This window comes from Xanthomonas vasicola, from assembly GCF_000772705.2.
GTDB classification, from domain to species: domain Bacteria; phylum Pseudomonadota; class Gammaproteobacteria; order Xanthomonadales; family Xanthomonadaceae; genus Xanthomonas; species Xanthomonas vasicola.
Map to the genome: position 1 here is coordinate 80,602 of NZ_JSBW02000047.1, position 22,150 is coordinate 102,751.

Below are 22,150 nucleotides of genomic sequence, written 5' to 3' on the forward strand. Positions count from 1 at the left end.
TTGGGGTGAGGGTACGGGGCGTAGCCACTAGCCATGTGGACGGCACACATTTCTTCGTTGCTGAATCACACAACGAAGGTCAGTTTCCTCCATTAGCCATACGACGCTGCGCCCGCACCCTCATCCGCCCCACGGGCACCTTCTCCTCCATGAAGGGGACAATGTCCCGGTGAGAGAATAGAGGCACTTACTCGATCGGCTGATCCAGCATCAGCTCGCGTGCGAAGCGCACCGGCGGGGCGCCGTACGACAGCATCTTGTCGTGATAGGCCTTCAGGTTGAACGCGTCGCCGAGCTTCTCCTGTACCGCCTTGCGCGTGTCCAGATGTTCCTGCACGCCGACGAAGTAGGTCGGCAGCTGCGCGGACGAGAGCTGCGCGCGCACCCACTTGCCCGAGGCTTCGCTTTCCTGCTGGAAGGTGTCGTGGGTCATCAGGTGCATTGCTTTGTCGCGATCCCAGCCGTCCACATGCACGCCCTGGTCGAGAATGGCATTGGCAATGGTGCGCAGGTAGAACTTCAACTGCACCAGATGGAACAGCGGGTCGTTATCCAGATAGCCCTGTTCCTGCATCATGCGCTCGGTGTACACCGCCCAGCCTTCGGCGAACATGCCTGAACGTAGCACCGCGCGCAGCGTGGAGGGGAACTTGGCCGAGTGCCAGCCTTCCAGGTAATGGCCCGGCGTGCCCTCATGGATGCTGAGCAGCTGGATCATGCGGGTGTTGTATTCGCGCAGGAACGAATCCACCTGCTTGTCGTTCCAGTCGTCGGGGATCGGCGACACCGCGTAGAACGTTTTCAGATTCTTGTCGAGCGGGCCGGGCGAATCGCAATAGGCCACCGCCACGCCACGCTGAAATTCCGGCATCAGGATGATGTCCACCGGCGAATCCGGCAGCGTCATCAAATCTTTCTGACGCACGAATTCAGTCGATTGCGCCAGCGCTGCCTTGGCTGCGTCCACCACCTTGTCGCGCGCCGGCTTGTCGGCATACGCCAGCTCCAATGCCGCTTCGATCGCGGCCTGCTGCTGGTCGTCATTGGGCGATTCGGGCAACTTGGGAGCGCCCGGCTTGTCCTTCAGCGCGGTGCGCGCAATGCCATACATTTCGCCGCGCACGCGCTTGAGCTCGGATTCGGCGCGTTGCTTGATGTCGGCACGCGACAGCGACGACAGCAGCGCGAATTTCAGCTTCTGGTCGTATTTTTCTGCGCCGATGCGGAAGTCGCCCTTGGCGTTGGGCACCAATACCGTGTCCAGCCAGGTCTGCTGCTCAGCCACTGCCTTGCGCAGGTTGTCGATGGCCGCCTGCGCGCGCGCCGCTTCGATTGGGCCCAGCTGGCTGATATTGGGCGCGATGAAACTATCGACGATGCTCAGGATGCCCTTGTTTTGCTTGGCCACCGTTTCGGCGTGGATCTTTGGCACCCGCGCCGGGTCCAGGTTCTCGCGCGCCTGCGCAAAAATGCTCGGAATCTTTTCCATGCGCTGGGTGGCCGCAGTCAGGCGCTCGGGCATTGGCGCGAATTCGCGTGCCATCAGGCTGTACAGCGCGCTGCCGGCCAGGCCGTTGTAGATCTGCGGGTCCCAGGCCCAGCTTTGCAGCACTTCGGTATTCCAGATTTCCGATTGCAGCTGATTGCGCAAAATCGCAGCATCCACCTGGTTCTCGCGCGACAGCTTGGCCACGTCGATCGCATCCAGTGTGGCCAGCAGCTTCTTGCCCGCATCCAGGCTGCGCTGACGGCCGCTGGCGCTCAGGTCATCGATCTGCGTATCGAAGCGGTGATCGCCGGTCTGCGTGGCGGTGACCGGCGACAGCTGCATCCAGGTGTCCAGCGCCTGTTTGGACAACGCAGTAAAGCGCGCATCCGGAGTCTGTGCTTCGGCGGCGGCAGGCGCGGTTGCATCGGCACGCGGGGATTCGGGCTGTTGCTGGCAGGCACTGAGGCCAGTGAGCAGGGCAAGGACAAGCAGGCGTTGACGCATCGTGGGTCCTGGTGGAATCAAACCACCAGCATAGGCATCTGCGCGCGTGTCTGCATCCGCCATTGGTTTAGAGCAGCCAACAAGCCGATGGCGCGCACCGCCAGGCGGGCGCGGCCGGTGCGCGAAACCGGCATGTGTTGCGTCCCCCTGGTTCCTGCGAGCCGTCCACGCCCCCTACAGATGCCCACCACGTGTTGGTGAGCCCTTACCCCGCAGCCGGCCGGCAGCGCCGACCGCTCGGCGCGCAGGGTAGGTGCATGTTGCGGGCGCGATCGCTCGTACATTCCGGTTCCTGCGTACTGCCTCGCCACCAGGCAACGCGCACAGGCAACATCATGCTTGCCACCCACCCGGTGGTTTAGAGCACCTAAAAAGCATTACGCAGCCGCCAGGCGGGCGCGGTCAGTGCTCGGAATCGGCATGTCGTACTCGTACACTCCGGTTCCTGCGCGCCGTCCATGCCCGCGTGACGGCTGCTCGCTACGTGTTGTTAGCCGCTTTTATTCCAAGGAGGATCACATGCACTACGCCGGTAGCTGTCATTGCGGACGCATCGCGTTCGATCTGGAGACCGAAGTACCCATCACCGAGGTCGACGACTGCAATTGTTCGCTGTGTCGCCGCCGCGGCGGTTTGCTCTGTTTCGGCACGCACACGCAACTGCAGCCGCACGCCGAACCAGCAGCGGTAGGCCGCTACCGCTTCAATCAGCAGCACATCGATCACCATTACTGCCCGCAGTGCGGAACCGCGCCCTCCAGCGAAGGCATCAGCCCCAAGACCGGCGAAATGGGCGTCGCCGTCAATGTGCGTTGCCTGCCGGCTCTGGATCTTGCCGGGCTGCAGGTACATGCAGTCGATGGAGCCAGCCGATGAGTCGCGCGATGCAGCGGTATGCCGCGGTCATACTGCTCGGATGGGCGCTGTGCGGGTGTGCGAAGCATCAAGCGGAGATGGCGGCCGACGGCGGTGCTGCTGCGCCGGCACCGCCCGCCACGCAGGGCAATGCCTTGGCCTACGAGCACGATGTGCGCATCGAGCTGCCTGCCGATCAGATTGGCCAGCGCATCGCCGCCATACGCACTGCCTGCCAGGGCACACAGTTCGGCGATTGCGCCTTGCTGGCGGTAGAGCAGGAAGGCGGGCGCGCCCCCAGCGGGCGCGTCAGCGTGCGCCTGGCACCGGACGGGATTGAGCCAATGGTGCAATTGGCTGGCCAACATGGCGATGTCGCCGCGCGCAGCACGCGTGCGGAAGACCTGGCACAGCAGATCGCCGACACTAGCCTGGCCCAGGCGCGGCTGCAAAAAGAACATGCGCGTCTGCTCGAATTGCAGCAACGCCCCGATCTGGCGGTGACCGATCTGCTGGCCTTGTCCAAGCGGCTGGCCGAGATTGAAGCCGAAGCCCAGCAGACCCAACGACAGGCAGCGCAGCAACAGCGGCGTGTGCGCACGCAGTTGCTGACGCTCACTTTCCGCAGCACCGGAAGCGAACAGGGCAGGGGCGAGATTGCCGAAGCCGCCGCCGAGTTTGGGGAGGTGTTTTCCAGCAGCGTGGCGTTTGTGATCCGCGCAGTGGCAGCGCTGCTGCCGGTAGCCGTGCTCGCATTGATTGCCGGCTGGTTGCTGTTGCAGGCATGGCGTTGGCGCGCACGCCGCCGCCGGATGTCCTGAAACACTTGCAGCTGCGCGGCACTGCCGTGCAGCTGCGCAATTAGCTGATTTGTGGTTGCTTGCGGCATGCGTCGTCAGTGCTTAGACGCATGCCGTCTGACTGGTTTAGCGCACGCCGAAAGCGACAACGCGCGTTAGTGCATCAAACCGGTTCCAGATGTGCCGTAACCTCGAAACCCGCAAGGCTGAGCCGGGCTCAGCCTTCGTCGACCTCATATTCCACAAACACGTCCAGCTGCAGTGCCAATTCCTGCACGGCGTCGCGCACCTTTTGCGCGGTGGCTTCGTTGCCTGCTTCCACTTCGAACTCATGGCTGCCTGGACCTTCGTCATCGGAGAGGCCGGCCGAGCTGGAATCGTCGTCGTCCAGATGCGGCATCAGATCATCCACTTCTTCCACGTGCTCGATGCCGTCGATGCTCTGCAGCAGGTTGGCAATGGCACGCGCGTCGTCGTCGGTGCCGGTGATACGCATGCGAAGGGTAGGCATGGGAGTGTCCTGGGGATTGGGGACGTCAAGCCTAGGCATCGATAAGACAAAACGAGGTGATGGTGCACGCTGCCCGCGTCACGCGAGCTGTGCCGGCCACGCCTCGCTTGTCGCCGGCGCGGAATGCAGCATGCGTCGCACTGCGACGCGCAGCATCGTCGCATGATGTAGTGATGTTGCGCATGATGGATGCATGCCATGTAGACACGACCGAACCCGTTGCGGCAGCTCACCTGCGTGGCCATGGCCAGCGCGATTTCGTGCCGACCCGGCGCAACGCCACTGACCAGCGGAAGCGCAGATGTTTGTCGTCGGCACCCAGCACGATCTGCACCTGCTGCCCGTCGGCATCGCTACGTTGTGCCAGCACCGGAAAGCGCCCGGCGAAACGTTGCGCCGCGCTCGGTCGAGCAACGAAGACACCGGGCAACCCAACTGCGAGGTGCGTAGTCCCAATGGCTTGACCAGGGATGTATGCCGCCTCGCTCAAATGCCAAGACACCTGCGTGACTTCATTGCGCTGCCGATGCTTTGCGCGAAAGCCGACGCACCCGCGGCTCCCGCACGCCTTCGCTCGGCGGCAACGTCACCAACCCGGCCGGCAGTGCCGGCATCGGGGTGCGTTCGTCCAGTGCTTCGCGCTTGAGCCAATCGATAAATAATGCCGCCGCCGGAGTGAGCGCGCGGTGGCTGGGGTGCACGATGTAGTACGCATAACGCGCCTTGAGCGTGGGTCCGGGCAGGCGCACCAGTTCGTAGCGTTGCAGGTAGGGTTGCGCGATGTGTTTGCGCGCCAACACCGCGCCCAAGCCATATACGGCAGCGCGCGTTGCGTCGGTGCTGTCGTTGAAGGTGTGCATCGGCGGCAAGGTGGTGCCGCGCACTTGAGCGGCGCGAAACCAGTCGCGCCAGCCCTGCGGCGACATGTCGGTTAGCAACGGCAATTGCGCGATCTGCGCTGGCGTGCGCAATGCGGCCACTTCCAGCAACGACGGCGAGGCGACGGGAAATAACGCGTCGTCCATCAGATGATGCGAGGTCAATCCGGGCCACGCGCCCTGGCCGTAACGGATACCCAGGTCCGGGCCGCCTTCTTCGAAACGCGAAAAGGCCGCGTCCGATTGCAGATCCATACGGATGTGCGGATAGGCGCGGCAAAAGCGTGGCAGCCGCGGCAGCAGCCAGCAGTATGACAGCGACCGCAACGTGGTCACGCGGAGCGGAATGGCGTCTTCGCGCGGATGCAGATTGCCGGCCACCGCAGCAATTTCGGCCAGTGCAGCGGTGGCGGCATCGGCGAGCTGACGGCCTTCGGCGGTGAGTTTGACGCCGCGCGGCAGACGCTGAAACAACGTAGCCCCCAGCAATGCTTCGAGCTTGCGCACGTGGTGGCTAACTGCGCTGGCGGTGAGGTGCAGTTCTTCGGCGGCATGCGCGAAATTCTGGTGGCGCAGCGGCTGCAAATACGCCCAGCGCAGGTAAGAGGGTGGCGCGCAGATTCATCGAGGCATGAGTGAGATTTGTGGCTCGCCCCGATACTACGCGCTTGTCGCCCTCGCAGTAGCAACCGATGCTGCGCCATCCCTTCACGATGATCGTGCCATGTCCCTCAGCTCGCCCGCTGTTGTGTTCTGCCGTTTCTTGATAACACAGCCCGGTGCGGGAGCTCGGCCATGAGCGCACAATCGTCGGCGCAACCTGAGCTGGCAACACGCGAATGGCGCACGCCGCTTGAGCTTGGTTTTCTGGGCATCGTCTGGGGCTGCTCGTTCCTGTTTATGCGCGTGGCCGCGCCAAAGTTCGGCACCGTGGTGCTGGTGGAAATTCGCCTGGCGCTGGGCGCGTTGGTGCTGCTGCCATTCCTGTGGCTGGCACGCGATCGCTTCGCGCTGCATCGCTGGCCGATGTTGGCGGCGATTGGCGTCCTCAACTCTGCGTTACCGTTCCTGCTGTTCGCCTGGGGCGCGCAACACGCACCGGCGGCAGTGGGTGCGATCTGCAATGCGATGACGGTGTTGTTCACTGCGCTGATCGCATTTCTGTTTTTTGGCGAACGTATCGGCACGCGTCGCGCGTTGGCCTTGCTGGTGGGCTTTATCGGTGTGCTGGTGCTGGCCACCGGCAAATCGGCCGGTTTGAGCGTGGGCCCGGCGGCGTTGGCCGGCGCAACTGCCTCGCTGCTGTACGGCATCGGCTACAACCTGGTGAAGCGCCACATGGGCGATTTGCCACCGGCCGCATCGGCAGCATCCACGCTAGGCTGCAGTGCGTTGCTGCTGGCGCCGCTGGCTTGGTGGCAGTGGCCGACCACGCCGGTGCCGGCAGTGGCGTGGGCCTGCGCCACTGCGCTGGGGGTGGTGTGCACCGGGCTGGCGTTTCTGATGTTACCGGCTGATCCAGCGCATCGGCCCGGCGCGTGCGTCCACGGTGACCTATCTGGTGCCAGTGTTCGGTGCGCTGCTGGCGTGGTCGCTGCTGGGCGAACCGTTGACCTGGACGATGCTGGTGGCCGCGGTACTGATCCTAGGCAGCGTGGCCTTCAGCCAGCGCGCCCGCTAAGCCATGCGCGGCGCGCTTCTACCAATCCCCAATCCCCAATCCCCAATCCCCAATCCCCAATCCCCAATCCCCAATCCCAAGTGCCGATTCAACCAGCAGCAGGCGGCGTGCGCACCGGTAACGGCACGTTACACAGATCGATATGCCCGGCCGGGCGTTTGTAGAAATCATCCTTGCGATTACGGCGAGCTTCGGCCACATCGCGGAAGGTCTGGCTATCGGTGCGCAGCAACTGCAGTGGTATGCGCTCGGGCGCAGGTACCTCGCTGGCCAGCCGAATCGCGCGGATCGGTGCGCGTTGCGCGGGGTCGTCGTAAAAACCCATCGGGTCGGGGCCGCGTGGCGTCACGCTGAGCAATTCCATGCCTTTGACCACGCGCCCGACCACCGTGATGTTGCGATCCAGTTGGCGCGGCGATTGCCCGGTGACCACATACAACTCGGCACCGATGCTGCTGTCTTCATCATTGTTGCGGCCGGCGCCGAGGGTGCCGTAGCAATGCGCCAACCAGGTCTTGCCGGTGGCGGGGTCGCGGCCAACCGGGAAACCGTCGACAAAGCCCACTTGCGGTGCCCAGCCGTCGCTATCGTGCAGGCGCTGGAAGTCCAGGCCCTGCGATGTGCGTTCGAATTCGGCCGGCAGATGCGTCTTGGCCGAGCCGAGCGATTTGGCTTTGGCCGGTGTCTCACCATCCGGGTCGCCGAACTGCACCACGAAATTATCCTGCGAGCGGTAGATGCTCAGCCCATCCCAGAAGCGCTCATGCGCCAGCGTGCGGATATTGCCGACGTGCTCCGGCGCAAATTGCGGTGCCAGCTCGATGATGACCCGGCCGGCATCCAGCTCCAGGTACAGCGTGCGGTCCGGGTCGAGCACGCGCCATGCACTGGCCGGTGAGCTGTCCAGAATCTGTTGCGGGCTACGGTAGGCCGCGTTGGCGGCTGCGGGTAACAGCAGAGCGAGCAGGCAGGCGGAAGCAACAGTGCGCAGGAGCATGAAGGCAGCCAGCAGGGAGGTGCCTGCGATTCTTGCCGACCACGCGCCCGGACGCAAAGTCTGCGTGGCGCACAGCAAGACGCCGACGGGTTGCGCCGGCGTCGTATCCAGATGCGAAGACTCGCTGCAAGCGGGTGCTTACGGGTTGTTGCGCACGTGCGGGCTGGTGTGATGCTCGGCAACACCATGGTTGTTGCGGAACAGCGGCACCAGCTGCCACAGCGCCGAGATGCCCACCAGCGTGTAGACCACACGCGAGAGCAGCGCGTCCTGCCCGCCGAACAGCGCGGCCACCAGATCGAACTGAAACAGGCCGACCAGCCCCCAGTTCAATCCGCCGACGATAAGAAGCACCAGAGTGATGACGTTGATCGCTTTCATGAAAGCATTCCATGTGGGTGGGAACCCCCAGACTCCGCCTGCCCCAGCGAGCAGCCCGTGAGCGTTGCTCACTTGCGGTGCGCTTTGCACACATGTCGGTCACATCCGCCTGCCATGCGCGCCGTGTCGGCATGTCCAGGCAGGGGTCGCCAGCGGCGCGATCGCCGAAGGATCGATGCTTGGCAGACCGACGGCGATCCGACTTTCGACTGCGAGCCTTTGTGGAGCCCATAGTCGAACGGCCTTCGCACACAGCGGTAAGGTGCGCACCGCGCTGCGATCAACAGTCGGGCGACCCCACAATCTGGGCATCTTTCAAACAGGGCCCGCATCGGGACCACCCTGTCTGCATATCGGCAAGTGCGTGTGGTTCGCGCCTTGCTGATCAACGGGCTTCTTGCTCGGCTTGGGGCACGTCATCCGGCATGTTGCAGGGAGGGAAGCCTCGCAACACGCCGGATGATCACCTCATACCAAGTCCTTGGCGTGTTTGCCGGCTCTGCGGGCGAACCCGTGGAATTCCATCGCCAAGTCCCTAGCACTCTTGCACCGCGTTATTTCGCTGCTCGTGTGCCCCAGCTTCGCTCGGCTCGGGCTGTTCTGGACCGGGGCATGCTCCGGGTGCAACTGTGCCACTTGGGATATCGATGGCTGACGCTGTGGTGCGCTCGTCGCTTCCGCTTCGCTCGGGGACATTAGCGGTTGCAAACCGAGTGCCTGGGCGTCTTTGCCGGGTCCAGCCAGCGGCGCTCCTGGCGTCATCCCACTGCTTCGCCTGACAGGCGCGCGTCCAAGTGGACTAAGTGCCGGGTCACGTGCGGAATCAATTCTGCAGGTCGCGCAGGGTGGAGCATTGGCGAGTTCCGTTTGCCGGATCTCCGGCTCCTGAATCTTTGTGGTGTACGTCCCGGTACTGCGGCTGGCCTGATCGAGGGATGCAGCTGAATTCATCGGACATATCCCCTGGGGTATATACGGCAGATAGATCGACTTGCGTACCAAGGCAGTTGGCGAGCGAGGCATGAAGTTGTATCGCACATGCCGTGGAACTTCCTTCCTAGCTAAGCTGCGTTCCGAACCTGCCAATGTTGATGGGGGCAAATAGGTGAGTGCACCGCGCGAGGATTGAACCACCGGATCCGCACCTTCCTGTCTGCAGAGCAGATTTTGTATCGCCATATCCGAACGAGTGCGGTTGCGAACCTGCGCTTGGTGCGCAATCGATGCATAGGGCGTGACCGGCGTGCATCCATCTCCCACTGTCATTGAGTACAGCGGCCCCGAACAAGGCCGATGCCAGTGTGTATCTACCTTAGCGCGGCGTGGTTTGACAACAACACTCAGATCCATAACATATTTTGTGACCCAGCTGTGCCTAGATTGGGCGAATGCGATGCCATCGATCTCGCGACGGCTGCAGCAATGGGCTAGCGCGCTTTCGGCTGGGGAGCGCATCTGCTATCGCTGCGCCCGTAGCAACAGGCGGTCCTATTCGGTTCCTGCTGCTGCAATCGAACCTGGTGCATGAAGGCGGATCAGTGTCTTCGTGCACTGTCATCGATAATCTCTGCGTGAGCTGCGGTTTCAGCGAATGTATGCATCGCCGTATCAGCTGGCTTGGCAGCGATCACCGCCGTAATCCTCAACGTGCCGGCTTGCGTTTGACGTAAAGCTGCTTGCGCACGCGCGCGACCACCTCGCCGTCGCGGTTGTGCACGTCGTTTTCGAACCAGCGCAGATGTTTCTCGCCGCTTGCAGTGGCTCGGCGTAATTGCGCCAGCACGCTGTCGTCGATGACGAAATCCGCCGTCACCGTGCCGCGGCCTGGTTTGACGAACTCGATGCTGCCGGCCTTATCCCACACGTAATAATCGCGGCCCAGGTTGTGCATGGTCAGCAGCATCCAGAACGGGTCGATCATCGCGAACAGGCTGCCGCCGAAATGGGTGCCCACGTAGTTGCGATTCCACGGGCGCTGGCGCAGCTCCACCCGCGCAAAGCGGTAGTCGGCCGACAGCACGGTGACGTGGATGCCGGCGAACAAAAACGGCGGCCACAGATTGATGCCTAACTTGAACAGCGATGCGCGCATGCGGGCCTGTCTCCTTGGCGAGGAAGGTGCTTAGCATAACATTCGCATGCGTATGGATGGCGGTGTGTCGGCCATGTCGGCATGGTCGTGCGTCTGTTGCTGCTCACTGCGAATCGGTGCCACCGCTATCGGTCAGCCGGGTGTCGACGCCTTGTATGGCCCAAACGCAACGCGCCGGGCACAGGCCCGGCGCGGATCACGCGATGAGCAGCGCGATCGCACGACCGCCCAACCCAGCCCGATGTCAGGCCTCAACCCGGCGCTTAAAACACCAGCGCTGACATCTTGCGGCGATAGCGGCCGACCAGATCTTCATCCTCGATCACCCGGAACGCATCGATCAGGCTGCGACGCGGCAGGCTGTCGTCGAATGTGCGGTCCTGCCGCAGCATTTCCAGAAACTGCTCCAGCGCGGCTTCGTCATTACCGTCGAGCAGGTGGCGCACGCCGAGCAGATGTCGCGCGCGCAGGTCGGCACCGTCGGCATCTACGGTGGCCTGCAGCGTGCCGGTGTCCGGGGCGTCCTTGAGCACGTTGGCAAAGCTCAGCCGCGCCTTGGCGCGCACCGCGCGGTCGTCGGTGGCGAGGTTGGCGGGCAGGGCATCGATCAACTGCTCGGCTTCGGCGGTGTCGCCGGTCTTGAGCAGGGCCAGCGCCAGGTCCAGCTTGAGTTCGTCCTTGTCCGGCGCGGCAGCGATCGCCTCACGCAGCGCCGCCACTTGCGCCTGCGGGTCGAGCGGCGCCACCGGCGCTGCTTCGGCTACCTGCGGCTCGGCCGGCAGCACACCGTGCTGGGTCAGGAATTCGCGCACCTGGCCTTCCGGCATCGCGCCGGGGAAGCCATCGACGATCTCGCCGCCCTTGACCAAAAACACCGTCGGCACCGAGCGGATCTGGAACGCCGCGGCGATCTGCTGTTCCTTGTCCACGTCGACCTTGCCCAGTTCGAAGGCGCCGTTGTACTCGCCGGCCAGCTTTTCCAGGATCGGCGTCAGCGACTTGCAGGGGCCGCACCAGGTGGCCCAGAAGTCAACCAGTACCGGCGTCGTCAACGATTTCTGCAGGACCTCGGTCTCGAAAGTGTCGGTGGTGGCATCGAATACATGCGGCTTGTCGGACATGGGCTTCCAGAAGTGAGTGCGGCGACAGTGGGAGGTAATGGTGGCAAACGCGGCTGACACAAGCCTAGCCGCAATGACGCGCTTCGGCGCCCTGCGTGGTCGCCTGGAGCACGGGCGTGGCAGCGTCAGGGGTTCACGCCGCGCCCGCCCGGCACGACAATGCCGCGTTCTGACGGCGCATCGCGCCCCGTGCTGGAGCAAGACAATGCCAACCACTGACAGCGCGCAGCGCTACATCGGCCTGATCGCCGCAACGGTCTTCGTGCTGGCGCTCGCCGGATTCGGCGCCACGCTGCCGGGCTATCTGCAGGCCAGCCACCCGGTAGCACTGTTGGGTGCGCAAGGCGTGCCGCATGCGCTGGGCTTCAATCTGATTGCATTCGTGCTGGTGGGTGCGCTGGGCATGGTCACCGGGGTCAGCCTGCTGGCGCGTATGCCGGCCAAAGCCAGCTGGAGTCTGCGCGTGGGCGGACAGTTGATCGTGCTGGCCGGCCTGGCCTTTCTGGGCATGGGCATGCTGCCGCTGGACCCCACCGATCTGGATGGCCGCGCCAGCCAGGCCCATGCCACCGCCTGGTTGTTGTGGGCGGTGGCGTTCGTGCCCGGCATGTTGTTGATTGCCGCCGCGTTGCTCAACGATGCCACGACCCGCACGCTGGCCTGGTTGAGCCTGGCGGCAGGGCTGCTGGTGGCGGTGCTGGCGTTCGGCCCGCCGGGCCTGCTGCGCCAGGCCATTGCCCAGCGGCTGGCGTTCCTGGCCTGGGTGGGCTGGCTGGCAGTGGCGGCCTGGGCGTGGCCGGCGAAGTCCACGGTCTAAGGCAACGGTCTAAGGCAACGGTCTAAGGCAACGGTCTAAGGCAACGGTTTGGTGCACCTGCTGCACTGCGGTACCCTGTACCGCTTTGCACCGCCCGAGCATCTGCTCCCAATGTCCACCGTCGAACCGAACGTCTACGACCCGCAGCAGGTCGAAACCTCCGCCCAGCAGTTTTGGGATGCCACCCGCGCCTTCCAGGTCGACGAGAACTCGGATAAGCCGAAGTTCTATTGCCTGTCGATGCTGCCGTACCCGTCCGGTGCGCTGCATATGGGCCATGTGCGCAACTACACCATTTCCGATGTGGTCAGCCGCTACAAGCGCATGACCGGCCACAACGTGCTGCAGCCGATGGGCTGGGATGCGTTCGGGTTGCCGGCGGAAAACGCCGCGATCAAGAACAAGACCGCGCCGGCCAAGTGGACCTACGCCAACATCGCGCACATGCGCGCGCAGCTGAAGTCGCTGGGCTACGCCATCGATTGGTCGCGCGAGTTCGCCACCTGCACGCCGGACTATTACGTGCACGAGCAGCGCATGTTTACCCGGCTGATGCGCAAGGGCCTGGCCTATCGCCGCAATGCGGTGGTGAACTGGGACCCGATCGACCAGACCGTGCTGGCCAACGAGCAGGTCATCGACGGCCGCGGCTGGCGCTCCGGCGCGGTGGTGGAAAAACGCGAGATTCCGCAGTGGTTCCTGCGCATTACCGATTACGCGCAGGAATTGCTCGACGGCCTGGACCAGCTGGACGGCTGGCCGGACTCGGTCAAGACCATGCAGCGCAACTGGATCGGCCGTTCGGAAGGGTTGGAAATCCAGTTCGACGTGCGCGACACCAACGGCGCGGCACTCGATCCGCTGCGCGTGTTCACCACCCGCCCGGACACGCTGATGGGCGTGACCTTTGTGTCGATCGCGGCCGAGCATCCGCTGGCATTGCATGCGGCCAAATCCAACCCGGAACTGGCCGCGCTGCTGGAAACGCTCAAGCACGGTGGCGTGTCCGAAGCCGAGCTGGAAACCCAGGAAAAGCGCGGCATGGCGACCGGCCTGACCGCGGTGCACCCGATCAGCGGCGAGCAGGTGCCGGTGTGGGTGGCCAACTTCGTGCTGATGGGCTACGGCACCGGCGCGGTGATGGCGGTTCCCGGCCACGACCAGCGCGATTTCGAGTTCGCCAACAAGTACGGCCTGCCGATCGTGCAGGTGGTCAAGCTGCGCGAGCCGCGCAACGAAGACGAGCAGACCTGGGACGCCACCCAGTGGCGCGACTGGTACACCGACAAGAGCCGCGAGTTGGAGCTGATCAATTCGGCCGAGTTCGATGGCCTGGATTTCGGCGGCGCCTTCGAAGCCTTGGCCGAGCGCTTCGAGCGCAAGGGCCAGGGCCAGCGCCGGGTCAATTACCGTCTGCGCGACTGGGGCGTGAGCCGCCAGCGTTACTGGGGTTGCCCGATTCCGGTGATCTATTGCGCTAAGTGCGGCGCAGTGCCGGTACCGGAAGACCAGTTGCCGGTGGTATTGCCGGAGAACGTGGAATTCGCCGGTACCGGTTCACCGATCAAGACCGATCCGACCTGGCGCCAGACCACTTGCCCGGAGTGCGGCGGCCCGGCCGAACGCGAGACCGACACCTTCGATACCTTCATGGAATCGAGCTGGTACGTGGCGCGCTACACCAGCCCGAACGCACGCGACATGGTTGACCGCCGCGCCAATTACTGGATGCCGGCCGATTTGTACGTGGGCGGCATCGAGCATGCGATCCTGCACCTGATGTACTTCCGCTTCTATCACAAGCTCATGCGCGACGCGCGGCTGGTAGATAGCGACGAGCCGGTAACCAATCTGCTCACCCAGGGCATGGTCATCGCCGACACGTTCTATCGCGACGCGGACAATGGCGGCAAGGACTGGATCAACCCGGCCGATGTCGAAATTCAGCGCGACGAGCGTGGCCGCGTCACCGGTGCGGTGCTGATCGCCGACGGCCAGCCGGTGCACATCGGCGGCACCGAGAAAATGTCCAAGTCCAAGAACAACGGCGTGGACCCGCAGTCGATGGTGGCCAAGTACGGCGCTGATACGGTGCGTCTGTTCTCGATGTTTGCCGCACCGCCGGAGCAGTCGCTGGAGTGGAACGAGGCCGGCGTCGACGGCATGGCGCGCTTCATGCGCCGGTTGTGGGTGCAAGTGCACAAGCATGTGGGCGAGGGCGCTGCCGTCGTGCTGGATGTCGCCGCACTGAGCGCCGAGCAGAAAGCCGTGCGCCGCAAGACCCACGAAACCATCGGCAAGGTCAGCGACGACTACGGCCGCCGCCACAGCTTCAACACCGCCATTGCTGCGGTGATGGAATTGTCTAATGCGCTGGCCAAGTTTGACGACGCCAGCGACCAGGGCCGTGCCGTGCGCCAGGAAGCGCTGGAAGCGATGGTGCTGCTGCTCAACCCGATCACCCCGCACGCCAGCCACGCCTTGTGGCAGATGCTCGGGCGTGGCGAGACGCTGCTGGAAAACGTGGCCTTCCCGCAGGCCGACGCCAGCGCGCTGGTGCGTGATGCACTGACGCTGGCGGTGCAGATCAACGGCAAATTGCGCGGCACGATCGACGTCGCCGCCGATGCGACCCGCGAACAGATCGAAGCACTGGCGCAGGCCGAGCCGAACGCCGCCAAGTTCCTCGACGGCCTGAGCGTGCGCAAGATCATCATCGTGCCGGGCAAGATCGTGAATATCGTTGCGGGGTAAGTGCTGCTGATGCGGCGGTTTGCCATCGCCGGTCCGGGCAGTTCGCCGGATCGGTGCGCTGCCACGGTTGTAGGGTGGCCTGCCGAGGTTCTTCGCAATTGATGGTGTGGGCGCAAGGCGAAGTATCAGGGACTTTGCTGCTGTTGTTGCTTGCGACACACCGCACCCGCGGGTCGATGCGTGGGTGCGGTGCTGCGATGGTCCTGGCGATGCACTGCGCTGGCGCGCAGCAACAGATAGGGGGGGGCTTGGTGTTTCACCGCTGCGTTACGGCACGCTTATGGGGTTTCCCTGGTGGTTCCTGGCAGTTCGCTGCATCAGTGCGTGGCGACGCGTCGATGGTTTCCGCGATGGTTATCGGTACTTCTTTACACTGGCGCGCGGCGACGCGTTTGTCATTCCTGGGGCGCCGCGGTTTACTGCGGCGCCTCTCAAGCCCCGTTCACGCGGTGTCGGGCAGGCTAGCCGCCTGTTGCCGCCGCCGGGGCGCTCATCCAGACTGTGCCCATGATTCGATTTCCTACTGCCTTCGCTGCGTCCCTTGTGCTCGTCTCGAGCCTCACCGCCTGCGGTTTCCATCTGCGTAATTCGCTGGCGTTGCCGCCCGACACACCGGCGGTGAAGGTGCAGTCGGCCGTGCAGTACAGCGAGCTGGCCAAGCTGTTGCGGCGTGGACTCAAGGCTTCCGGCGCCACGCTGGCCGATGAAGACGCCAAGACCGGCTTCGCGCAGGTGCAGGTGTTGTCCGAGCGCTGGGGCGATCTGCCGATCGCCATCGATAGCCAGGGCCGTGCCCAGGAATACAGCCTGCGCTACGCGGCCATTTTCTCCGTCACCACTGCCAATGGCTCTGTGCTGGTGCCGCAGCAGGTGATCGAGCTGTCGCGCGATTACGTGTCGCCGCCGGTGGACGCCACCGGTACCGCGACCGAGCGCGAGATTCTTGCCGACGAACTGCGCAAAGACATGTCGGCCTCGATCCTGCGTCGTATCGACAGCGTGGTGCGTGCACGTTTGAAGCGTGGCGAAAGCCTAGAAAGCACCCCGACTGCGCCGTTGCCGCCGGCCCCGGCGCAGCCAGTACAGCCCACTACGACGCCCGAATCCAGCGTGCCGGCCTCGTTGCCGCCCGCGCCGACCTCGGGCAACTAAGCCGCGCCCGCTCACCGGTATGGAACTTCGCCCCGAGCAGTTGGCCGGCCAGTCCAATCAGCCGTTGCAGCCGGTCTATCTGATCGCCGGCCCCGAGACCTTGCGTGTGCTTGAGGCCGCCGACGCGGTGCGTGCACGCGCGCGCGCCGAAGGCATCGGTGAACGCGAAGTCTTCGATGCCGATGGCCGCGATTTCGACTGGAATCAGCTCGACGCCAGCTTCAATGCGCCCAGCCTGTTCAGTCCGCGCCGGCTGGTCGAGGTGCGCCTGCCCAGCGGCAAGCCGGGCAAGGATGGCGCCGAGGTCATCACCCGCTTCTGCGCCAACCCGCCGCCGGACGTGGTGCTGCTGATTACCGCCAACGACTGGAGCAAGGCGCACCAGGGCAAGTGGACCGAGGCCGTCGGCCGCATCGGTACGATTGCGGTGGCCTGGGCGATCAAGCCGCATGAGCTATCCGACTGGATCGAGCGTCGCCTGCGTGCGCACGGCCTGCGCGCCGATGCCGGGGCCGTGCAGCGTCTGAGCGAGCGGGTGGAAGGCAACCTGCTCGCCGCCGCGCAGGAGATCGACAAGCTCGCCCTGCTGGCCGATGGCAAGACGCTGGATCTGGAAGCGATGGAATCGCTGGTGGCTGACGCCGCGCGTTATGACGTCTTCCGGCTCGCCGAAACCACGTTTTCCGGGCAGCCGGCGGCAGTGATCCGTATGCTCGCCGGCCTGCGTGCCGAAGGCGAGGCGGTTGCCGCGCTGATGCCGATCCTGATCAAGGAATTACTGCGCACTGCCTCGCTGGCGAAGGTGCAGGCCAACGGCGGCAACCTGGCTGCCGAAATGAAGGCGCAGGGGCTGTGGGAATCGCGCCAGGCACCATTCAAGCGCGCGCTGCAACGTCACCCCGAACCGCGTCGCTGGGAACGCTTCGTCGCCGAAGCCGGGCTGGTCGATCGCATGGCCAAAGGTCGCGCCGACGGCGACGCCTGGGTGGGTCTGGAACGCCTGCTGGTGGCCGTGGCCGAAGCCCGCGCGGTGAGATTGTTGGCGTGACCGCGAGGGAGGCCGGAACTGCTGAGCAAGGCGCCGGCGCCGGAAACCGGCAGCCTCCAACTAGCGCAACCGCACAGCAAAGCGCACAGCCGGCAGCCTCTATCAGCTCGGCTCTGAGGTCACCGGCCATCAACGCCGAGTCCGCCACCTCAGACCCGCTTCTTCCCAAATCCCAAGTCCCAAATCCCGAATCCCGATCCCACACCGATTCCCGATTCACAATTCCCAGTTCCAGGCTGCATCTCTACTACGGCGGCACCTTCGACCCGATCCACCTCGGCCATCTCGCCATCGCCTGCGCGGCGCGCGACGAACTGGGTGCACGCGTGCACTTGGTGCCGGCCGCCGACCCGCCGCATCGCCCCGCGCCCGGCGCCACTGCCGCGCAGCGCGCGCAGATGCTGGAGCTGGCGCTCACTGACCACCCAGGGCTGCAGCTGGATACCCGCGAGCTGCGCCGCGCCGCGCATGGCGATGCGCCGTCCTACACCGTGGACACCTTGCGCGAGCTGCGTGCCGAACTCGGCCCCACCGCCCCGATCGCCTGGCTGCTCGGCGCCGATGCCTTCGTCGGGCTGGACCACTGGCATGACTGGGAGGCGTTGTTCGGGCTGGCGCATTTCGTGGTGGCTGCACGCCCGGGAACCACATTGGAGCTGGCCGACGCACCGCAGCTGGCCGCGGCGGTGCAGGGCCGCTGGGTCTGCAGTGCGGACGACCTGGTCAGCGCCCCGGCCGGCCGGCTCTATCTGCTGCATCAGCCCTTGCGCGGCGAATCGGCCAGCGCAGTGCGTTCACGTATCGCTGCTGTTGGCCAATGGCAGGCCCTGGTGCCACCGCCGGTGGCCGCAATGATTCAGCGCGAAGGCCTGTACCGCAGCGCCCGCCCGGCTAGCTGAACACGCATCCGGCGGGACCGGCCTATAATTCACATCAATTCCATCGAGTTGCCGCTTTGACCAGCCAAGCCCAAGTCATCAAGACCTCTCTCCCGAACCCGCCGCCGTCCGTGCCGGCCCTGTTGGCCACCGTGCGCGAGGCTGTCGAAGAACTGAAAGCCAAGGACGTGGTCGAGATCGATGTGCGCGGCAAGTCCAGTGTCTGCGACTACATGGTGGTGGTGTCGGGTACCTCGACCCGCCACGTCAAATCGATCGCCGATGAAGTGGTCAAGTTCGCCAAGCGTTTGGATGTGATGCCGCTGGGCGTGGAAGGCGAGCGCGAAGCCGAGTGGGTGCTGGTCGACCTGGGCGATGTGGTGGTGCATGTGATGTTGCCGCGCGTGCGCGAATTCTATGCACTGGAGCGTCTGTGGACGGTCGGCGATCAGCGCCCATCCGACGAAGACGAGTCCGACGAACAGCGCTAAGAGCGGCCAACAAAACGTAGCGAGCAGTCGTCAGGTGAGTGCGGACGACGCACAGGAACCGGAGTGTACGAGTGGTACATGCCTATTCCGAGCACCGGCCACGCCCGCCTGGCGGCTGATCAGTAGTTTTGTTAGCTGCTCTAAATCTGCGCAGTTGCGCGGCGTGCGTGCATGACCAGCAACGGCGCCTTGGGCGCCGTTGCTGTTTGAGTCATTCACTGCGCAATCGAGCGGCTTCGTGCATTCCCTAGCCCGCGGTTCGGGACATGCCCATCACCAGCGTACAGCGCCATGCACTTACAACGGTCCGCGCTCCCACGGCCCAGTGATCGCCAGCGTGATGCCCGGCGTCTGGATGTTGACGAACAAGGTGCGCGCCAACGGATCCCAACACGCACCGCAGAACTCGGTATCGCGGTAATCGCCTTCGGCAATCGTCTTGCCGGCGTTGGCAATCTGCTGCGAGGTCAGCTGCACATTGTTCTTGGCCAGGTAGAACGATTCGCCGTTAAGGGTCAGCCCGAGCGCGCGCGCCCGGGCCGTATTCGTCCGGGCTCTCGCCGCCGTCTTCGCACAACACCACGCCACCGCGCGCGCTCACCGTCGCGTTGTCCGGGTTGTGCGCGGCCAGCTGATTGCCGCTGACGAACAGCGCGCTCAGGCGTTGGGTAAACAGGTCCAGCACCCACACCGCGCCATTGCCGTAACCGCGGCGGCCCTGCGCATTTACGCCGGTGCTGGTGTCGACGATGAACATCTTGCCGTAGCTGTACCAGATGCCTTCGCCGCGGCTCATGCGCAGCGCGCCATCGGCGCAGGCTTTGCAAACGGGCCGCTCAAGGTGTCGTTGGCGCCGATATCGGCAAAGCCTGCGGGTGCGGCGATGCTGTCCAGATCGGGCTCGGAAATATCCACCCATCCAGTTGGAATTGCTGGCCGATGCTGGCCGATGCTGGCCACGGTGAGGTCGGCATTGCGGCGCCTACGCGCGCGCGCGGCCTGCAAGCGGTGGCCGTTTTCCAGTGAACCGTTACGGCCACGGCGGTCGTTGGGAATGAAGCGGTACAGGCCGGCCTCGTTGCGGTCGTCTTCGGTGAGATAGACGATGCCGGTGCGTGGGTCGATTGCCACCGCTTCGTGACTGAAACGGCCCAGCCCAACCAGTGGGCGGCCTGTGGTGCGGTGGCTGTCCGGGTCCACCTCGAACACGTAACCATGTTTGCGGCCGTTGCTGGAGACCGCGTTGGTCTTGATCTCTTCGCAGCGCAGCCAGGTGCCCCACGGCGTGGGGCCGCCGGCGCAGTTGACCAGTGTGCCGCCGAGGCGCGGCTCCAGGCTGCCCCAGCAGCGCCGGCCATCACTCAGCGTGGTGGTGCCGCCGCTGGCCTGCTGGTGCCACTGACGATGCCGGTGTCGCACATCGCCGGCGCCCGGAACGGGCTGCCCGCGCCGCGTTCGTGGTTGCGGATCAGCACATATGCCAGGCCGCGCAGCGGGTCGCCACCGGGCCGCCAGTCGGGCCGGCGCAGACCGACCACGCCCATGCCGTCATGCCGGTCGGGGCAGGGCTGGCCATCGTCCATGCGATCGCCGCTCCAGCCGAACGCGCGGTAGCTGAAACCTGTGGCAGCTGCAGCAGCGGCAGACCGGTGCTTTGGTCGGCAACCGGCGCGAGTGGGCCGTAACGGCTGGGAAAAGGTGCCAACCGCGTGGAGGGCGAGGTGGCGGCCTGGGCCTGGCGCGACTGCAGTGCGCTCAAGCTGCCAAGGGTGCCCTTGAGAATCTGGCGGCGGGCGGGATCGAAAACCGGCATCGAACGACTCCTGCGTGGCTGGGTGGTCGCGCGGATATCATGTAGCCATGAAATGCCGACTTATCGCTACCGGCGAGCGCGCACCAAGCTGGGTGGCGCAAGGGTTTGCCGAATACCAGAAGCGTCTTTCGCACTGGATGCCGCTGGAGCTGGTCGAGATCGAACCCGGCCTGCGTGGCAAGGGCCGCGACGCGCAGCGCGCGACCGACGACGAAGGCCGCCGCGTGCTCGCCGCGCTGCCGAAAAATGCCTACGTCATCGCGCTGGATGTGCCGGGGCGCCCGCTCAGTTCCGAACAGCTCGCCCAGCGCATGGAACACTGGCGCGGACAGGGGCGCGATCTGGCGTTTTTGATCGGCGGGCCGGAAGGCCATTCGGCCAAGGTGCTGAAAAGCGCCAGTGAGAGCTGGTCGATCGGCCCGCTCACCCTGCCGCACATGTTGGTGCGCCTGATCGTCGCCGAGCAGCTGTATCGCGCCGCGGCGATGCTGGCCAACCATCCGTATCACCGCGCATAGCAACGCGCGCAGCTCTTGCACCTCCAGCAGCAAGCTTGGGTCATGGCGCCACGCCACCAACGATGGAACCGAGCGGCTAACAACACGTCGCGAGTAGTCGCCAGGTCGGTATGGATGGCGCTGAAGCGTTGCAGTGCTCGCCTACCACATGCCGTTCCGAACGCTGGCCGCATCTGTCTGATGGCGGCGCAGTCGTCTTATCAGCTGCTCCAAGTTGCACGCGCGATGCGGAGTATGAGGAGCTTCGTAGGCGATGGACGTACCGGCTATTGATGGCGTGCGTGCATCAACAAACGCTTTGGCGATTTTGCATTTTGTTGCTAACCATAGCGCATGCGTTCGTAGCCGCATGGTTGGCAGTAGTCGCTCCTATGAGCAGAGGCGTGTCGATGCGGCGGCTGTGCTTGCAAGCCGCCGCATCACGTCTCCATCAATTCAACGAGAAACTTACCGGCACCAGGCCATAGGCCTGCACGGCCTGACCGTTCTGCATGGCCGGCTGGAAGCGCCAGCTGCGCAGCACCTGGCTACGCGCGGCAAGGTCGAGCACGCGATGACCACTGCTGGTCTGCACGCTGACTTCGGCCGGACGTCCATCAATGCCGACCAGCACACGCAGCAGCACCGTGCCTTGCTGACCTGCGCGCAGTGCGGCCGCCGGATAGCTCGGCGCTGGCGAACTCAGATACTGCAGTTGACCCGCTTCGATCGGTCCGCTGGGCGCGGTTGTCGTCGGGGTGCTTTCTGCGACCACGTCGGAGATCCTCGCGGGAACGGCAAACGCCGCGCTATCGACCACAGGCTCCTGCGTGATCACTGCGGTTTGCACAGGAACCGGCAGCGTCTTGGTCGGTATATGCGTTTTCGGCTTGAACGTTACGTTGACTGGAAACACCAGCGGTGGCGGCGGCGTGGGGATGCTGACCGGCATAAGCCAGCGCTCTTTGGGTGCGGTCTGCTGGGGAATCGCCCGGTGCGAGAGCGGAATCAGCAACAACCCGCCCGCAAGTAAGTGCAATGCCACGGCCGTGCTCATCGCCAGCACGCGCGAGGGGTCGATGCCGAAAGGACGGGAAGAAACCTGCGATTGCGTGCGAACCATCATCCACCTCCAGAACGGAACTGCGGAAAGGACCAGCGCGACCCGGACGCACATCACCATCCGGTGGCGTAGGTTTACCGCAGCTGGCGCGGCTTCACAAGCGCTGCTTGGATTGCGTTGCGGCAACGGCGCCGCCAGATAGGCAGGCATCATTCAAGCGGTGCTCACGGCGCATTGCCACGTGTGAACGCCACGGTGCAGCAGCCAATTGCAAGCATCTGCACAAACAAGACGCCCAGCCGAAGCTGGGCGTGGATTGAGAAAAAGC

16 protein-coding genes, 2 other RNA genes and 5 pseudogenes are annotated in these 22,150 nt (G+C 64.6%); 11 read left to right on the forward strand and 12 right to left on the reverse strand.

Going from position 1 to position 22,150, the window contains the following annotated elements; translation table 11 throughout:
• Nucleotides 1-187 precede the first annotated feature (187 nt).
• Nucleotides 188-1,993, reverse strand: coding sequence for a DUF885 domain-containing protein (locus NX05_RS12785; protein WP_039436816.1), 1,806 nt, complete (start codon nt 1,991-1,993; stop codon nt 188-190).
• A gap of 420 nt (nt 1,994-2,413) precedes the next feature.
• Here NX05_RS12785 and NX05_RS22530 point away from each other — a divergent pair.
• The 3 genes from NX05_RS22530 (at nt 2,414) to NX05_RS12795 (ending at nt 3,669) form a co-directional block, all read left to right on the forward strand.
• Nucleotides 2,414-2,489, forward strand: a non-coding RNA gene (locus NX05_RS22530) — sX9 sRNA.
• Nucleotides 2,490-2,512: 23 nt separating this feature from the next.
• Nucleotides 2,513-2,869: a GFA family protein gene (locus NX05_RS12790; RefSeq protein WP_039436818.1), complete on the forward strand. Its 357-nt coding sequence runs from the start codon at nt 2,513-2,515 to the stop codon at nt 2,867-2,869.
• Nucleotides 2,866-3,669, forward strand: coding sequence for a DUF4349 domain-containing protein (locus NX05_RS12795; RefSeq protein WP_039436819.1), 804 nt, complete (start codon nt 2,866-2,868; stop codon nt 3,667-3,669). The genes NX05_RS12790 and NX05_RS12795 overlap by 4 nt, the downstream gene beginning before the upstream one ends.
• A 196-nt stretch (nt 3,670-3,865) precedes the next feature.
• On the opposite strand, the gene NX05_RS12800 is transcribed toward NX05_RS12795, so the two are convergent.
• From NX05_RS12800 to NX05_RS12810, 4 genes and pseudogenes are all read right to left on the reverse strand, one after another.
• Nucleotides 3,866-4,159 carry a hypothetical protein gene (locus tag NX05_RS12800; RefSeq protein ID WP_017112333.1) on the reverse strand — a complete coding sequence of 98 codons (294 nt, stop codon included), beginning with the start codon at nt 4,157-4,159 and terminating at the stop codon, nt 3,866-3,868.
• A gap of 78 nt (nt 4,160-4,237) precedes the next feature.
• Nucleotides 4,238-4,493 (reverse strand): annotated as a pseudogene (locus NX05_RS24440) (DUF2867 domain-containing protein).
• Between the two features lie 6 nt (nt 4,494-4,499).
• A pseudogene (locus NX05_RS24445) lies at nt 4,500-4,627 on the reverse strand (DUF2867 domain-containing protein); the annotation flags it as partial.
• Between the two features lie 44 nt (nt 4,628-4,671).
• Nucleotides 4,672-5,662 (reverse strand): annotated as a pseudogene (locus NX05_RS12810) (LysR substrate-binding domain-containing protein).
• Nucleotides 5,663-5,832: 170 nt separating this feature from the next.
• On the opposite strand from NX05_RS12810, the pseudogene NX05_RS23770 reads away from it, so the two are divergent.
• Nucleotides 5,833-6,718, forward strand: a pseudogene (locus NX05_RS23770) (DMT family transporter).
• 88 nt (nt 6,719-6,806) lie between these two features.
• Here the strand turns inward: NX05_RS23770 and NX05_RS12820 are convergent.
• The 4 genes from NX05_RS12820 to trxA form a co-directional block, all read right to left on the reverse strand.
• Nucleotides 6,807-7,715, reverse strand: coding sequence for a peptidylprolyl isomerase (locus NX05_RS12820; protein ID WP_039436822.1), 909 nt, complete (start codon nt 7,713-7,715; stop codon nt 6,807-6,809).
• A 138-nt stretch (nt 7,716-7,853) separates the two neighbouring features.
• A complete protein-coding gene (locus tag NX05_RS12825) occupies nt 7,854-8,096 on the reverse strand; it encodes a DUF378 domain-containing protein (protein WP_017116402.1) in 243 nt (80 codons plus the stop codon).
• A 1,642-nt stretch (nt 8,097-9,738) separates the two neighbouring features.
• Entirely contained in the window at nt 9,739-10,188 is a 450-nt protein-coding gene (locus NX05_RS12830; RefSeq protein WP_039436823.1) for a DUF4442 domain-containing protein, read from the reverse strand.
• A gap of 263 nt (nt 10,189-10,451) precedes the next feature.
• On the reverse strand, nt 10,452-11,309 hold the full coding sequence (gene trxA, locus NX05_RS12835; RefSeq protein ID WP_017121722.1) for a thioredoxin: 858 nt from the start codon (nt 11,307-11,309) through the stop codon (nt 10,452-10,454).
• Nucleotides 11,310-11,514: 205 nt separating this feature from the next.
• On the opposite strand from trxA, the gene NX05_RS12840 reads away from it, so the two are divergent.
• The 6 genes from NX05_RS12840 to rsfS all read left to right on the forward strand — a co-directional run bounded on the left by NX05_RS12840 (nt 11,515) and on the right by rsfS (nt 18,449).
• On the forward strand, nt 11,515-12,126 hold the full coding sequence (locus NX05_RS12840) for a DUF998 domain-containing protein (RefSeq protein ID WP_017117417.1): 612 nt from the start codon (nt 11,515-11,517) through the stop codon (nt 12,124-12,126).
• 111 nt (nt 12,127-12,237) lie between these two features.
• Complete coding sequence (leuS, locus tag NX05_RS12845; protein ID WP_039436950.1) at nt 12,238-14,880, forward strand: leucine--tRNA ligase; 2,643 nt, start codon at nt 12,238-12,240, stop codon at nt 14,878-14,880.
• 507 nt (nt 14,881-15,387) lie between these two features.
• Complete coding sequence (locus tag NX05_RS12850) at nt 15,388-16,032, forward strand: LPS-assembly lipoprotein LptE (RefSeq protein ID WP_010366825.1); 645 nt, start codon at nt 15,388-15,390, stop codon at nt 16,030-16,032.
• 19 nt (nt 16,033-16,051) lie between these two features.
• Nucleotides 16,052-17,080, forward strand: coding sequence for a DNA polymerase III subunit delta (gene holA / locus NX05_RS12855; RefSeq protein ID WP_039436826.1), 1,029 nt, complete (start codon nt 16,052-16,054; stop codon nt 17,078-17,080).
• Nucleotides 17,077-17,979, forward strand: a complete 903-nt coding sequence (gene nadD / locus NX05_RS12860; RefSeq protein ID WP_039436834.1) for a nicotinate-nucleotide adenylyltransferase — start codon at nt 17,077-17,079, stop codon at nt 17,977-17,979. The genes holA and nadD overlap by 4 nt, the downstream gene beginning before the upstream one ends.
• A gap of 56 nt (nt 17,980-18,035) precedes the next feature.
• Nucleotides 18,036-18,449: a ribosome silencing factor gene (gene rsfS, locus NX05_RS12865; RefSeq protein ID WP_039436837.1), complete on the forward strand. Its 414-nt coding sequence runs from the start codon at nt 18,036-18,038 to the stop codon at nt 18,447-18,449.
• Between the two features lie 4 nt (nt 18,450-18,453).
• Here rsfS and NX05_RS22560 read toward each other — a convergent pair.
• Both NX05_RS22560 and NX05_RS23775 read right to left on the reverse strand, forming a co-directional pair.
• A non-coding RNA gene (locus NX05_RS22560) (sX9 sRNA) lies at nt 18,454-18,529 on the reverse strand.
• A 217-nt stretch (nt 18,530-18,746) separates the two neighbouring features.
• Nucleotides 18,747-20,262, reverse strand: a pseudogene (locus tag NX05_RS23775) (alkaline phosphatase PhoX).
• A 47-nt stretch (nt 20,263-20,309) separates the two neighbouring features.
• Between NX05_RS23775 and rlmH the strand changes: the two are divergent.
• Nucleotides 20,310-20,780 (forward strand): 23S rRNA (pseudouridine(1915)-N(3))-methyltransferase RlmH, encoded by a 471-nt coding sequence (gene rlmH, locus NX05_RS12890; RefSeq protein WP_039436844.1) that lies wholly within the window; start codon nt 20,310-20,312, stop codon nt 20,778-20,780.
• Between the two features lie 430 nt (nt 20,781-21,210).
• On the opposite strand, the gene NX05_RS12895 is transcribed toward rlmH, so the two are convergent.
• Nucleotides 21,211-21,885: an energy transducer TonB gene (locus NX05_RS12895; protein WP_039436846.1), complete on the reverse strand. Its 675-nt coding sequence runs from the start codon at nt 21,883-21,885 to the stop codon at nt 21,211-21,213.
• Nucleotides 21,886-22,150 lie beyond the last annotated feature (265 nt).